Annotated in this window: 14 protein-coding genes; 11 read left to right on the top strand and 3 right to left on the bottom strand. The window is 64.3% G+C overall.

The features are described from left to right. Positions 1–44: 44 nt before the first annotated feature. The 11 genes from IE166_RS09590 to lpxK all read left to right on the top strand — a co-directional run bounded on the left by IE166_RS09590 (position 45) and on the right by lpxK (position 12173). Positions 45–2072 (top strand): pseudouridine synthase, encoded by a 2028-nt coding sequence (locus tag IE166_RS09590; RefSeq protein ID WP_189503373.1) that lies wholly within the window; start codon positions 45–47, stop codon positions 2070–2072. Beyond that, positions 2053–2607, top strand: coding sequence for a 16S rRNA (guanine(966)-N(2))-methyltransferase RsmD (gene rsmD, locus IE166_RS09585; RefSeq protein ID WP_189503372.1), 555 nt, complete (start codon positions 2053–2055; stop codon positions 2605–2607). Before IE166_RS09590 ends, rsmD begins: the two co-directional genes overlap by 20 nt. A gap of 95 nt (positions 2608–2702) precedes the next feature. Beyond that, complete coding sequence (locus IE166_RS09580; protein ID WP_189503371.1) at positions 2703–4097, top strand: M16 family metallopeptidase; 1395 nt, start codon at positions 2703–2705, stop codon at positions 4095–4097. Further along, complete coding sequence (locus tag IE166_RS09575; protein WP_244641434.1) at positions 4094–5560, top strand: M16 family metallopeptidase; 1467 nt, start codon at positions 4094–4096, stop codon at positions 5558–5560. The genes IE166_RS09580 and IE166_RS09575 overlap by 4 nt, the downstream gene beginning before the upstream one ends. Before the next feature lies 1 nt (position 5561). Then, positions 5562–6449, top strand: a complete 888-nt coding sequence (locus IE166_RS09570) for a patatin-like phospholipase family protein (protein ID WP_189503370.1) — start codon at positions 5562–5564, stop codon at positions 6447–6449. Positions 6450–6583: 134 nt separating this feature from the next. Next, positions 6584–7924, top strand: coding sequence for a TldD/PmbA family protein (locus IE166_RS09565; RefSeq protein ID WP_189503369.1), 1341 nt, complete (start codon positions 6584–6586; stop codon positions 7922–7924). Next, complete coding sequence (locus tag IE166_RS09560; RefSeq protein ID WP_244641433.1) at positions 7911–8711, top strand: 3'(2'),5'-bisphosphate nucleotidase CysQ; 801 nt, start codon at positions 7911–7913, stop codon at positions 8709–8711. The genes IE166_RS09565 and IE166_RS09560 overlap by 14 nt, the downstream gene beginning before the upstream one ends. A 66-nt stretch (positions 8712–8777) precedes the next feature. Beyond that, positions 8778–9029, top strand: a complete 252-nt coding sequence (locus IE166_RS09555; protein WP_189503368.1) for a DUF4170 domain-containing protein — start codon at positions 8778–8780, stop codon at positions 9027–9029. Continuing rightward, positions 9026–9832, top strand: coding sequence for a lysophospholipid acyltransferase family protein (locus IE166_RS09550; protein ID WP_244641432.1), 807 nt, complete (start codon positions 9026–9028; stop codon positions 9830–9832). The genes IE166_RS09555 and IE166_RS09550 overlap by 4 nt, the downstream gene beginning before the upstream one ends. After that, positions 9829–11142 (top strand): lipid IV(A) 3-deoxy-D-manno-octulosonic acid transferase, encoded by a 1314-nt coding sequence (waaA, locus tag IE166_RS09545; RefSeq protein WP_189503367.1) that lies wholly within the window; start codon positions 9829–9831, stop codon positions 11140–11142. Before IE166_RS09550 ends, waaA begins: the two co-directional genes overlap by 4 nt. Beyond that, positions 11142–12173 (top strand): tetraacyldisaccharide 4'-kinase, encoded by a 1032-nt coding sequence (gene lpxK / locus IE166_RS09540; protein WP_189503366.1) that lies wholly within the window; start codon positions 11142–11144, stop codon positions 12171–12173. The genes waaA and lpxK overlap by 1 nt, the downstream gene beginning before the upstream one ends. A 12-nt stretch (positions 12174–12185) precedes the next feature. Here the strand turns inward: lpxK and IE166_RS09535 are convergent, their stop codons facing one another. The 3 genes from IE166_RS09535 to mutL all read right to left on the bottom strand — a co-directional run bounded on the left by IE166_RS09535 (position 12186) and on the right by mutL (position 14621). Then, the gene (locus tag IE166_RS09535) at positions 12186–12488 is read right to left on the bottom strand and encodes a hypothetical protein (RefSeq protein ID WP_189503365.1); all 303 of its coding nucleotides are present in this window, start codon (positions 12486–12488) and stop codon (positions 12186–12188) included. 114 nt (positions 12489–12602) lie between these two features. Then, positions 12603–12836 (bottom strand): DUF2093 domain-containing protein, encoded by a 234-nt coding sequence (locus IE166_RS09530; protein ID WP_189505797.1) that lies wholly within the window; start codon positions 12834–12836, stop codon positions 12603–12605. Between the two features lie 9 nt (positions 12837–12845). Next, entirely contained in the window at positions 12846–14621 is a 1776-nt protein-coding gene (mutL, locus tag IE166_RS09525) for a DNA mismatch repair endonuclease MutL (protein WP_189503364.1), read from the bottom strand. Positions 14622–14650: the final 29 nt, after the last annotated feature.

Below are 14650 nucleotides of genomic sequence, written 5' to 3'. Positions count from 1 at the left end.
CAAGGCGAAGCGGGTATCTATCCGCCGAACACGACGAAGGCCACATGGACGACGACCGCAAAAAACCATTCAAGCCCGGCAACAGCCGCCCGGGCGCACGCGCTGACCGCGATCGCCCTCAGGGTGACAGGCCGCGAGACGATCGCCCTCGCGCCGACAAACCGCGCGGCGACAAGCCTTATGGCGCCAAGCCGCATGGTGACAAGCCCTATGGAGACAAGCCACGCGGCGATCGTCCGGCCGGCGACAGGCCGTTCGATGACCGCAAGCCGTTTGGCGAACGCAAATCGTTCGGCGACAGAAAGCCTTTCGGCGACCGGCCGTCCGGCGATCGCAAGCCGCGTGACGGCGATGCGCCGCCACCGCGCCGCCGCATGGTCGAGGTGGAAGATCCGACGAATGGCGAGCGCATCGCCAAGCGGCTGGCGCGCGCGGGCATTTCCTCGCGCCGCGATGCCGAAGCGCTGATCGCCGACGGCCGCATCCGGGTCAACGGTGTGGTGCTCGACAGCCCGGCCCGCAACGTCACCGCCAATGATCGCATCGAACTCGACGGCAATCCGATCCCCGAGATCGAGCGCACGCGGCTGTTCCTGTTCCACAAGCCGGGTGGTGTGGTCACCACCAACAAGGACCCGGAAGGCCGCCGCACAGTGTTCGACGTGCTGCCCAAGGATCTTCCGCGTCTGCTCACCGTTGGTCGCCTCGACATCAATACCGAGGGCCTGCTGCTGCTGACCAACGATGGCGGGCTGGCGCGCGTTCTGGAACTGCCGGCCACCGGCTGGCTGCGGCGTTACCGCGTCCGCGTTCACGGCACGGTGGATGAGGCCAAGCTTGCCGAATTGAAGAACGGCATCGCCGTCGACGGCGTATTCTATGGCTCGATCGAAGCCGCGCTCGACCGGCAGCAGGGCTCCAATGCCTGGCTGACGATCGGTTTGCGTGAAGGCAAGAACCGCGAGGTCAAGAACGTGCTGGGGGCGCTCGGTCTCGACGTCACCCGCCTGATCCGCATTTCCTACGGCCCGTTCCAGCTGGGTGAGTTGCCGGAAGGCACCGTGTCCGAGCTGAAGGGCCGCTATCTGCGTGACCAGCTGGGTGAACGCTTGATGGCCGAATCCGGCGCAGTGTTCGATCTGCCCGACCGCGCTGCGCCTGCGCCTGCGCGCGCGGAAGAACCGCAGCGTGAACGTCGCAGCGAAGGCACGCCGAACCGCAAGCGGGAGCGTGAAGACCACCGCACCGACATGCTGGACCGGCTGCAAACCAAGCCACAAGGCCGGTTCGGCGACAAGCCGCGCAGCTTTGGCGACAAGCCGGATCGCTTCGGCGACAAACCCGCTGGCCGGTTCGGCGATAAGCCAGGCGGCTTCAAATCGGGCGGAGCGGGTCCGCGCGGCAAGCGCGAAGAAGAGCGCGCGCCACCGCCGCCCCGCCGCAATGCCAATGTCTGGATGGCACCCGGCGCGCGACCGAGAAGCGACAAGAAGGTCGAGGCGGAAGCGGCCGAACGAGCAGCACGCGATGAAGCGCGCGCACCACGCTCGCGCCCATCCTCCGACCGGCCCTATCGCAGCGATGCCAGCTCCGAAGGCCGCAGCTTCAAGCCCCGGGAGAGCGGCCCCCGCGAAAACCGTGAAGAGGGCGGTGCGAAGCCATATCGTGCGCGCCCGACCGAAGGGCGCCCCTTCGTCAAGCGCGACCGTCCGGAAGGTGGTTTCGGCGCGCCGCGTGGCGACCGCGAGGAAGGAGCAGCCAAGCCCTACCGTGCACGCTCCAGCGAGGGTCAGTCCTATGTAAAGCGCGACCGGCCGGAAACTCGCAGCGAAGATCGCGCTCCGCGTCCTGCAGGCGACAAGCCCTTCGCCAAGAAGCCGTTCGGCGACAAGCGTCCGTTCAACAAGGATCGTCCATCCGGCGGTGACAGGCCGGAGACCCGCTCGTTCAAGCCGAGGAGCGAGGCTGGTCCACGCGCCGGCGGCGAAAGCCGCGGCAATGATGGTCCGAAGCGTGGTGGACCCGGCGGTGGTCCGAGGAGCGGCGGAAGAAATGCGGATCGTCGGCGGTGAGCTGCGCGGGCGCGCGCTCGCCACGCCCCGCACGCAGTCCATCCGCCCCACCACCGACCGCACCCGCGAAGCGGTCTTCAACGTGCTTGCCCATCGCTTCCCCGATGCGCTGAAAGGCCGGCGCGTGCTCGATCTCTTTGCGGGAACGGGCGCGCTCGGGCTTGAAGCCGTGTCGCGTGGTGCTGCCAGCGCTGTGTTCATCGAGGAAGGCGCGGAAGGCCGCGGCTTGATCCGCGAAAATGTCGAAGCCTTTAGCCTGCAAGGGCGCACCCGGATCTTTCGCCGCGATGCGACCTCGCTTGGTCCGGTCGGCACCCTGCAGCCCTTCGGCCTGCTTTTTGCCGACCCGCCTTATAACAAGCAACTCGGCGAGGCCGCCCTGCTGTCTGCCTTGAAGGGCGGATGGCTCGAGCCTGATGTTCTGTGTGTGGTGGAAGAAAGTGCCGCCGCCCCGTTCGACCTGCCTCAAGGCTTCGTGACCGAAGACGAGCGCAACTACGGCGAAACGGTTATTCGTTTCATTCGCCGCGCCTGACTTTGGCCGCTTTCGCCTGACGTGTAGCGTGCTTGAAACTGTCCAGCGAGCCCAAGCGGGATTCGCGGTATCTGCATTCGGAAGCGAGGAGCGGCATGGCGTTGCGCAAACTGGCATCGAACTGGGGCGGGGCGCTTGCGCTCGGCCTGTGTCTGGCGGGACCTGTTCCCGTGGCAATGGCACAGGAAAAACCGGCCGCTGCTGCAATCGAAAATCGGGTCGAGAACTTCACCCTCGCCAATGGGCTGCAAGTCGTCGTGATCCCGGATCGTCGCGCGCCGGTTGTCACGCACATGCTGTGGTACAAGATCGGCAGCGCCGATGAAGCGCCCGGCAAGTCTGGTATCGCGCACTTCTTCGAGCACCTGATGTTCAAGGGCACCTCGAACCATAAGGCCGGCGAATTTTCGGCAGCGGTTGCGGCGATCGGCGGCTCGGAAAACGCCTTCACCTCCTATGATTACACCGCCTTCTTCCAGCAGGTATCGCCGGATGCACTCGAAACCATGATGGGCTTCGAGGCCGACCGGATGCGCAACCTCGTTCTGACGGATGCCGTGATCGGTCCTGAGCGCGACGTGATCCTTGAAGAACGCCGTATGCGCATCGAGGGTGATCCCAGCGCGCTGCTTCAGGAAGAAATGTCGGCGACGCTCTACCAGAACCATCCCTATCGCATCCCGGTGATCGGCTGGATGCAGGAAATGGAAGAGCTGAACCGCGCTGACGCCATCGACTTCTACAACCGCTATTATGCGCCCAACAACGCAGTGCTGGTGGTTGCCGGCGATGTGGATGTTGCAGGCGTAAAGGCTCTGGCCGAAAAGACCTATGGCAAGGTTGAGCGCGGTCCGGATCTGCCGCCGCGCGTTCGCCCGCAGGAACCGGAGCAGAACACGTCGCGCACCGTCTCGATGTCTGATCCGCGCGTGACGATTCCCAGCTACCAGAAGTCCTGGGTTGTGCCGTCTTATGGCAGCGCCAAGAAGGTGCCCGGCCAAGCCGAAGCGCTCGATCTTCTGGCTGAAGTGCTTGGGGGCGGCGCGCGCAGCCGGCTTTACCAGGCGCTTGTCGTGAAGGAGAAGCTCGCGGCATCCGTCGGCTCCTATTATCAGGGCACCGCGCTGGATGCGTCGAGCTTCACCGTTTACGGCTCGCCCATCGGTGAAACCAAGCTGGAAACGCTGGAAAAGGCGGTTGATGCCGAGATCGCGCGTCTGGTGAAGGACGGCATCGGCGATCAGGAACTGGAACGTGCCAAGAACCGTCTGGTGCGCGGCCTGATCTTTGCGCGCGACAACCAGTCCGGCATGGCGCGGATCTATGGTTCGACGCTGACCACCGGCGGCGAGATCAAGGACATCGAGGAATGGCCCGAGCGCATCAAGGCGCTGACAGCCGCTGATATCCAGCGCGCCGCAACCGAGTTCCTCAACCAGAAGCGTGCCGTCAGCAGCTATCTGCTGCCTGCCGGGGAGGAGAAGTCGTGAATCGTTTTTGTGAGATGATGCTCCTTCCCACCATGGCCCGTTTGAAACTCGCTTTCGTCACCACCATCCTTGCACTCGCTTGGCTGACGATGCAGCCGCTGATGGCGCATGCCGCAGTCAAGATCCAGGAGGTGAAAAGCCAATCCGGTGTCACCGCCTGGCTGGTGGAAGATTATTCTGTTCCGATCATTTCCATGCGCTTTGCCTTCAAGGGCGGTTCGGTGCAGGACCCCGCCGGCAAGGAAGGTCTCGCGACCCTGATGTCCGGCCTCTTCGACGAGGGCGCAGGCGATCTCGATCGCGAAGCCTATCAGGATCGGCTCGATGATTCCGGTGCAGAAATTAGCTTTGCGTCTTCGACCGACGAGATCCAGGGTTCGTTCCGCGCCATCCAGGAGGATCTCGATGAAGGCATGAAGCTGCTGGCTTTGTCCGTACAGAAGCCGCGCTTCGATGCCGAGCCGGTCGAGCGCATCCGCTCGCAACTGCTTGCCGGTATCGCGGCCCGTTCGCGCGATCCGCAGGAACAGGCCAAGATCGCCTGGAGCCGCGCCGTTTACGGCTCGCATCCCTATGCCCGCCAGGAAGATGGCGGCACGCAGAGCCTCACCAGCCTGACCCGCGATGATCTCCTCGCGATGCACAAGGCACAGTTTGCCCGCGACAATCTGGTGGTCAGCGTCGTCGGCGCGATCGATCCGGAAAAGCTGAAAGCCTATCTGGACGAGGTGTTCGGCGCCCTGCCGGAACATGCCGAACTGCGCGAGATCCCGCAGGCCGACATGAAGCTCGGCCAGGATATCAAGATCGACTACGACCTGCCGCAAACCAGCATTCAGCTTGCTTACCCCGGCGTCAGCCGCAAGGATCCAGGCTTCTTCGCAGCCTATCTCATGAACGAGGTTCTAGGCGGCGGCACCTTCTTGTCGCGCTTGTTCGAGGAAGTCCGTGAAAAGCGCGGGCTGGCCTATGGCGTGGGCTCGTCGCTGTCGACGCGCCGCTACTCGTCGGCGCTTGCAATCGGCACCGCGACCCGCGCGGATCGTTCGGGCGAAACGCTCGACCTCATCCGGCAGGAAGTGAAGAGGATGGCGGATGGTGGTCCGACGCAGGAAGAGCTCGACAAGGCCAAGCGCTACACGATCGGCGCTTATGCCATCAACAATCTCGACAGCTCGGGTTCGATCGCTGCGACGCTGACCCAGATCCAGCTGGAAGATCTCGGCATCGATTACATCGAGCGCCGCGAAGGGCTGATCGAGGCGGTGACGCTGGACGACGTCAAGGCGCAGGCAAAGCGCTTGCTTGAAGCCCAGCCTGCGATCATGATCGTTGGCCCGGCTGCGAAGAAAGACGGTGCGCCGCCGGCTGCAACGTCTGGCCCGGCACCTGCGCCGGCTCCCGCTGGTGAATCGCCTGAGGTGCCGGCAGCGGACGAGGGAAAGACCCAAACCGGAGGGTAAGATGGCCTTCGATGATGTGGTGGACGTCAACCGAACCCAGGGTACGTCCCTGCCGAAGCGAAGCGAACCAAGCTTCGCCGTGGCCTTCGGCGGCGGCGGTGCGCGCGGACTTGCCCACATCCACGTCATCGAAGCGCTCGACGAACTCGGCATCCGCCCGGTCGCCATCGCCGGCTCCTCCATCGGCGCAATCATGGGCGCTGCCATGGCTTCCGGCCTGAGCGGCAAGGAAATCCATGAATTTGCTCGGCTCGTTCTCAGCAAGCGAGCCGAACTGACGCGCCGCATGTGGAGCGCTCGGCCTGGCACGCTGAGCGACCTGATGTCGTCCGGTTTGCGGGTCAGCCAGTTCAACATTCAGCGCCTGTTAAGTGCTTTCCTGCCGGACGGTCTGCCGGCCAGTTTTGAGGACTTGCATATACCTCTGAAGGTTACTGCGACTGATTTTTTCAAGCAGGAACAAGTGGTTATCGAAGACGGCGAGCTGCAATCGGCGCTGTGTGCGTCGGCGGCGATTCCGGCGATCTTCAGTCCGGTTCAACGCGATGGCCGGACCTTGATCGACGGCGGCATCTACAACCCGGTGCCGTTCGATCTGGTTGAAGGGAAGGCTGACATCGTGATCGCGATCGACGTGATCGGTGATCCGATCGAGGATATCGGCCGCACGCCGAAGTCGATGGATATGCTGCTGGGCGCCAACCAGATCATGATGCAGGCGATCAACCAGTTGAAGATGAAGCAGAATCCGCCGGCAATCTATCTGCGGCCGGGCACGCGCTACCGGGCGCTCGACTTCCTCAAGATCGATCGCGTCCTGTCCGAAACGCTATCGGTCAAGGATGAATTGAAACGTGCGGTCGATGTCGCGGTCAAAGCCGCGGCCTGAAGCAGATTAAAACCGACTGCGCCATTGCAGAGGCCGAAAGCCGGCAATAGATGGTTGCTGAAGCCGGTTTTTACGGCGTCGCCTGCCGCTTTTGTCCCGTTTTGCGCCCGTTTTTTCCCGTTTAGGAACACAGAATGCCCGATTCAGCCGCCGAAAAGCTCGTCAATCAGGTGGCTGAGCTGGTGGAAGCGGCCAAGCGCGCAGGTGCCGATGCCGCCGATGCGGTTGCCGTTCGCGGACGCTCGGTGGGGGTCTCGGTTCGTCTCGGCAAGGTCGAGAACACGGAAGCATCTGAGAGCGACGACATCTCGCTGCGGGTTTTTGTCGGGCAGCGGGTGGCGAATATTTCAGCCAACGCCGGCGCCGACATTGCGGCTTTGGCAGAGCGCGCTGTGGCGATGGCGAAGGTGTCGCCGGAAGATCCCTATCAGTCGCTGGCAGATCCATCGCTTCTGTCAGAAGGCGTCGATGATCTCGATCTTTTCGACCCGACTGAACTGTCCGGCGATCAGTTACGCGAAGCCGCACTTGAGGCCGAGGAAGCTGCACTTGGCATCGAGGGCGTGACGAACTCGGCGGGCAGCGGTGCGGGCTTCGGATATGGCGGTCTGGTGCTGGCGACGTCGCACGGTTTCACCGGCCATTATGTCGGCTCGCGCTTCTCGCGCTCGGTCAGCGTGATTGCGGGTGAGGGCACCGGCATGGAGCGCGATTATGATTTCTCGTCGCGCATTCACTTCAACGAGCTGGAAGATGCCGCCACGATCGGCCGCCGCGCTGGCGAAAGGGCTGTGCGGCGCTTGAAGCCGCGCAAGGCGAAGACTGGACCGGTCACCGTTGTGTTCGATCCACGCGTCGCACGCGGCATTGCAGGACATCTGGCAGGCGCAATCAACGGCGCTTCGGTTGCGCGCAAGACCAGCTTCCTGCGCGACAGCATGAACAAGCAGGTCGCGTCGGCCGCGATTACCGTCACGGATGATCCGACCCGCAGGCGCGGTTCGGCATCGCGGCCCTTTGATGGCGAAGGAGTGCGTGGCGAACGGCTGGTGATGGTCGATGGCGGCGTGCTGCAGCAGTGGTTCTTATCGACCTCCGCCGCAAAGGAGCTGGGCCTGGTCACCAACGGGCGCGGCGCGCGTCATGGTACGTCGGTTTCGCCGAGTTCGACCAACCTTGCCATCGAGCCGGGTTCTATCTCGCCGGAAGACATGATCGCCGGGCTGGAAAGCGGGTTCTACGTAACGGAAGTGTTCGGTCAGGGCGTCAACATGGTGACCGGCGAATATAGCCGTGGAGCATCGGGCTTCTGGATCGAGAAGGGCGAATTGGCCTATCCGGTTGCCGAAGTGACGATCGCTTCCAACTTGAAGGATATGTTCTTGCGCATGGTGCCAGCCTCCGATGTGGACCGCAACTTCGGCACCGCCGCGCCGACCTTGCTGATCGAGGGAATGACGCTTGCTGGAAGCTGACACGATCCCGACCGCCTTTGATGCCGATCTCGACCTGATACGCGATGCCGCGCGGGAAGCGGGCGAGATCGCCATGCGTTATTTCAAGCAGTCGCCGGAAGTCTGGTGGAAGGAAGGCCAGTCGCCGGTGAGCGAGGCCGATTACGCCGTCGACAAGTTCCTGCGCGAAACGCTGATCGCGGCAAGACCTGATTACGGCTGGCTGTCGGAAGAAACCGCCGACAATCTGGATCGCCTTTCCGCCAAGCGCACTTTCGTGGTCGACCCGATCGACGGCACCCGCGCTTATATCGAAGGCAAGGCGACCTGGTGCGTTTCGATCGGCGTGGTGGAAGATGGGCGCTCGATCGCCGGCGTGCTCGACTGTCCGGTGAAGAACGAGATTTTCGAGGCAGCCCTTGGCGGCGGGGCGCGGTTGAACGGCCATGCGATCTCCGTTGCGCCGACCCGTGCCGAGCCGGCGGTCGGCGGGCCGAGGCCGATGATCCAGTCTCTCGATGAAGCCGACCGGCGCGACTTCCGCCCGGTGACCTATGTGCCGTCGCTGGCTTATCGCGTGGCCATGGTGGCGCGCGGTGAGATCGATGGGACTTTCGTGAAGCCCGACTCCCATGATTGGGATCTGGCGGGTGCCGATTGCATCTTGCATGAAGCGGGCGGAAAGGTCGTGGATGCGACCGGCGAGCCGTTGGTTTACGCGACGGCCAATTCCAAGCACGGCGCGCTTGCCGCCGGCAGTGGGCCGCTGCTTGCGAAGATGACGGTGATCCTCGCAAAATTCCGGTGACTTCGCAGCCCGAGCCCATGTAGAACGGCGTTCATCCGCATCACCTTAGATTTTCTGGAGAGCCGCATGACCGAACAAACAGAACCCAAGCAGCTGCTGCACCTGGTTTTCGGCGGCGAGCTGAGCTCCCTCAAGGGCGTCGACTTCCGCAATCTCGACGACCTCGACATCGTCGGCATCTTCCCCGACTACAAGTCGGCCGAACGCGCCTGGCGCGCCAAGGCGCAGGAAACGGTCGACAACGCCCATATGCGCTATTTCATCGTGCATCTTCACCGCCTTCTCGAACCGGCAGTGTCTGCGGCACCGCAAGCGTGACGACAACGGAGGTGAGCGCAAAGCGGAAGGCGCCCGCGCGCCGCCGCCACTCGCCGCGCGCGCTCAAGGAGCTGTGGCGGACGATCCGCCGGCCCCTGGCGAACTCGGCGGTGGTGAAGCATGCGCTCGCCTTTCTGGTTGAAGGCGGCCTGCGTTTCGTCGGCGGCACCAACCGGCTCGTGCCGGGCTCGAGCGACCTCGCGACATCCATGGCGCAGGACGGGCCGGCGATCTATGCGGTGTGGCACGGCCAGCACCTGATGTATCCGACGCTCTACCCCAAGGAATATCCCATCGACGTGATGGTCTCGCGCAGCAGCGATGCCGAGTTGAACGCGCTGGTGATGAAGCGCTTCGGCGTCGGCATCGTGCGCGGGTCTGGCGGCCGCAGCGCCAAGAAGTCGGTCGAAAAAGGCGGCGCGCGTGCGCTGCTTGCCCTTAAAAAGTCACTGGATGAGGGAAGATCGGTGGCCATGGTTGCAGATATTCCCAATGGGACGCCGCGCGATGCCGGAATGGGCATCGTCATGCTCGCCCGCATTTCCGGCCGACCGATCTTTCCCGCCGCCTATGCCAGCAGCCGCCGCAAGGTGGTGGAACGCTCCTGGGACAAGATGACGATCAGCCTGCCTTTCGGACGCAGCGCCATGGTGATTGGCGAACCGATCCATGTTGCCGATGATGCGACCGAAGCCGAGATGGAAGTGCTGCGTTTGGCCGTGACCAGCGGCCTGAACGAGGTGACGGTGCGCGCGCATGACCTGGTGGATGCCAAGCCCAACCAGACCGGAGCCGCTCAATGAGCGAGCGCTGGGCACGCCGGCTGCTGTCGCTTTATGGCATTGCCGGTTCGGCAGCTTTTCCCTTCGTTGGTCCTTATGTTGCCTACCGCGCCAGCCGCGGCAAGGAAGACCGGCAACGAAGGCGCGAGCGCTATGGCGTGGCTGGGCAGGAGCGTCCCAACGGCCCTGTGATCTGGATCCATGCCGCTAGTGTGGGTGAGACTGGCGCGGTGATTCCGCTGATCGAGCGCATACTCGATGTCGGCATCCGGGTGGTGCTGACGACGGGCACGGTGACCTCGGCAAAGATCGTCGAGGAACGGCTCGGCCATCAGGTGATCCACCAATATGTGCCGCTGGATTTGAAGCCGGCGGTGGAGCGCTTCCTCGATCACTGGCAGCCAGACCTCGCCATCATCGCGGAATCCGAGATCTGGCCGACCACGATCCTGGCGCTCGGCAAGCGGCGCGTGCCGCAGGTGCTGGTGAACGGGCGTTTGTCGGATCGCTCGTTCAAGTCTTGGCAGAAGCGGCCACATCTGGCCGAAGCGCTGTTCGAGAACCTCGCTTTCGTCGTGGCGCAGTCCGAACTCGACGGCGAGCGCTTCCGTGCGCTGGGCGCGCGTCCCGTGACCGTCTCCGGCAATCTCAAGCTCGACACCGATCCGCCGCCATTCGACCCGCGCATGCACAAGCGGCTTGCCAGCCAGATCAACGATCGCGAAACCTGGGCGGCCGTCTCGACCCATCCGGGCGAGGAAGAGATCGCCGGCGAGGTCCATGCGCAGCTGAAAAGCCGGCATGAGGGGATCCTGACCATTATCGTGCCGCGCCATCCCGAGCGCGGCGACGCGGTGGCGGCTGACCTCGCCAAGCGCGGCCTTTCGGTTGCGCGCCAAAGCCTGAACGAGCCGGTGCGGCCGGATGTCGATGTGCTGCTGGGCGACACGATCGGCGATATGGGGCTTTATCTGCGCCTGACCGAGATCGCCTTCATGGGGCGCTCAATGGCCGGGCAGGGCGGGCAGAACCCGATCGAGCCGGCCATGCTGGAAACGGCCGTTTTGTCCGGCGAGAACGTGCAGAATTTTCGCGACACCTATTCGCAGCTGATCGAGGGTGGCGGTGCGCGGCTGGTCAAGGATCGCGAGATGCTGGCGGGTGCCGTCAGTTTCCTGCTCAACAACGATGCCGTGCGGCACAAGATGGGTGCGGCAGCTTTTGCGACCGTGGAGGACATGCGCGGCGCGCTCGATCGCACCTTGCGCGCGCTCGACCCCTTCATCCATCCGCTGGTGGTGAAAGCGCGGCTTGAAGGCGGCTTTGGCTGATGGCAAGCGAGGCACCGCCCTTCTGGTGGGAACAACCGGACTGGCGCGCCTGGGGCCTTTGGCCGGCTTCGGCCCTCTATGGCGCGGTGGCAGGGCGGCAGATGCGCCGGGCGGCGCGCGTGAAGGTCGCGGCGCCGGTGCTGTGCATCGGCAATTTTACGGTCGGCGGAACGGGCAAGACGCCGGTGGCGATTGCCATGGCGAAAGCCTTTCGAGCGCGCGGCTTCACGCCCGGGATCCTGTCGCGCGGCCATGGCGGCAGCTTCGGCAAGCCGCATCTGGTTGACCTGCATCACGATATTGCCCGCCATGTCGGCGACGAGCCGTTGCTTCTGGCAGCGGCAGCGCCAGTGGCTGTTTCAGCCGATCGGCAAGCGGGCGCCCGGCTGCTGATCGAGCAGGGCTGTGACGCGCTGATCATGGATGACGGGTTTCAAAGCGCGCGTATCCATATCGATTTCGCGCTTCTGGTGGTGGATGCGGCGCGCGGCATCGGCAACGGCCATGTCATCCCCGGGGGGCCGCTGCGCGCCGGTCTGGTGGAACAACTGCGCTTCACCGATGCGGTGTTGAAGATGGGGCGGGGTACTGCGGGCGATCTCGTGATCCGCAAGGCGGCTCGTGCCGGGCGGGCGGTATTCGAGGCGCAAACGCGGCTCGTGCCGGGTCAGGATTTCGTTGGACGCCGCTTTCTGGCTTTCGCGGGGATCGGCAACAATGCCAAGTTCTTCGACACGGTGCGCGATGCGGGCGGCGAGCTGAGGGGAACGCGGAGCTTCCCCGATCATCATGCTTATGCGGAAGACGAACTCGCAGATCTCGAGCGCTCGGCGGCGGATCTGGATGCTAGGCTGATCACCACGGCCAAGGACGCGGCGCGGTTGCAGGGCTGGTCGCCGGCGGCCAACCGCTTCCTGGAGGGGGTGGACGTGCTGGAGGTCGAGACCGCTTTCGACAATCCCACGGCGACCCAGCGGATCATCGACGCAACGCTCGCCGCATACAAGCAGCGGCGAGCAGTTTCTGGCTGACTGAGGTGGGTCCTAGGCCTGCTTGGCCTTTGCCTTTTCCTTGCGGCGGATCACGACGAAAGACGCGGCAGCGGCGGCGATGCCATAGAAGGTCCAGATGAAGGGGAGGCTATCGGCCCTTTCGCTGCGGATCGGCAGTACGGTCACCGTGCCGGGCGCGCTTTCATAGCCCATTTTGCCCTCCGCCTTGGCCTGGGCGATCTGTTCGGGCGAAACTACCCATTCGCGCCCGCGCATCTTGTCGGCTGTCATGGCGCCGAAGCCGACCACGAGGCCGACGATGATCGGGATAAGGAATTGCTTGAAGGTCTGCATAGTCAAAGTCCGTAGGCTGATGAAACCGCCGACTCGCCGAGATGGGCGCAAGCCGGCATGGCCGAGCCATGCTCCTAACGGGCGGGAGCTTCAATCCCCCGGGACTTTGCTGATTCAACCCCGCTTGCGCAGATCCGGATTGTTGTCGATTTCGCGCTGAAGGGAGACCTCGCAGCTGGCGTAAGGCTCCTGGCGTTCGACGCTCCAATAGCGCAGCTCGTCGAGCGGGATCGTCTCGTGCGTCACGGCGCAGCGAACAAAGGCGCCGGGGCTTGTCACCTGGAAGTCGCCATCCAGGTAGCGCAGCTTGGCTTCACGGGCACCGGGCCCTTCAAAACGGTTCATCATCATATGGTCTCAGCGGCGTCCGAACAGCCGCTCTATATCGTGCAATTTCAGTTCAATATAGGTGGGGCGGCCATGATTGCAGGTGCCGGACCCCGGCGTCGCTTCCATCTGGCGCAAAAGCGCGTTCATCTCCTCCGCCCGCAACCGCCGGCCTGAGCGCACAGAGCCATGGCAGGCCATGCGCGAGGCGATCGCATGAAGGCGGCGGGTAAGCGCGTCGGTGGTGTCACTGTCGGCGATCTCGTCGGCCAGATCGCGGATCAGCGCGGGCACATCCACTTCGCCGAGCATCGCCGGGGTTTCACGCACGGCCATCGCACCTGGGCCGAAGCGCTCCAGAACGAGACCGAGGCGGGCGAGCGTGTCAGCGTGGGTTTCGAGGCGGCTGGCGTCGTCTTCCGGCAGATCGACGATCTCCGGCAGAAGCAGCATCTGGGTGGGAAGAGGGCGGTCATGCAGCGCGGTTTTCAACGCTTCGTAGACCAGGCGCTCATGGGCGGCGTGCTGGTCGACGATGATGAGGGAATCGGCGGTCTGAGCGACGATGTAGTTCTCATGCACCTGCGCGCGGGCCGCACCCAGCGTCTGCTGATCGGTGATGAAATCCGGCGGTTCAGGCGCGGGTGCCGGTTCAACCGCGACGTAATCGCTGCGCGCGCTTTCGCGGAAGCCGAAGTCTAGCGGGCGGGAGGGGGAGGCGGTGTAGGAGAAGGGCGCTGGCTGCGGAGTGGACGGGGGCGGCGTGCCCGGACGAAACGCTTGCAGCATCGCATCCGCGCCCGAGGTCGCCGCCCGCACGCCGCCAAGCGCCAATGCCTGCCGGATCGCGCCGACGAGGAGGCCGCGCACCAGGCCGGGATCGCGGAAGCGGACATCGGCCTTGGCGGGATGAACGTTGACGTCAACTTGTGCGGGATCGAGCGACAGAAACAGCGCGGTCACCGGATAGCGATCGCGCGACAGAACGTCGGCATAGGCACCGCGAATGGCGCCGCCGAGCATCTTGTCGCGCACCGGGCGGCCGTTGACATAAACATGCGCCATCAGGGCGTTGGCGCGGCTGAAGGCGGGAATGGAGATGTAGCCGGCAAGCTGCACGCCTTCGCGACCGGCTTCCAGCGGCAGCGCGTTGTCGGCGAACTCTGCGCCCAACACATCGGCGATGCGGGCGATCCGGGCATTGGGCCCTGTATGGGCGGGGAGGTCGAGCGTGGAGCGGTCGCTGCCGGACAGGGTGAAGCGGACATGCGGAAAGGCGATGGAGATGCGCTTGACCAAATCGGTGATGGCGGCGGTTTCGGCCCGCTCGCTTTTCATGAATTTCAGCCGGGCAGGGGTGGCATAAAAGAGGTCGCGCACTTCCACCACCGTGCCCTGATTGCCCGCCGCCGGGCGCACCGGATGCAGTGTGCCGCCTTCGATCCGGATTTCGGCTGCCTCGCCATCGCGTGTACGCGAGCGGATCGACAGGCGCGACACCGAACCGATCGAGGGCAGAGCTTCGCCGCGGAAGCCGAGCGAGCGGATGTCGAAGATGTCGTCGCTGAGCTTGGAGGTGCAATGGCGGCCGATCGCCAGCGGCAGTTCGTCCGGGCCCATGCCGCAGCCGTCGTCGCTGACGCGTAGAAGCGTCAGCCCGCCGCCGGCCGTCGCGATCTCGATACGCGAGGCACCGGCATCGAGCGCGTTTTCCACCAGCTCCTTGACCACCGAAGCGGGGCGCTCGATGACCTCGCCGGCGGCGATCTGGTTGATGACGCTGTCTGAAAGCTGGCGAATGGGCATGACGTAGCTATAGCCGGATTCGACGGTCC

The organism is Tianweitania populi (genome assembly GCF_014652875.1).
GTDB classification, from domain to species: Bacteria; Pseudomonadota; Alphaproteobacteria; order Rhizobiales; family Rhizobiaceae; genus Tianweitania; species Tianweitania populi.
Note: the sequence above shows the minus strand (reverse complement) of the source record. Positions and strands in the feature narration are given on the sequence as shown.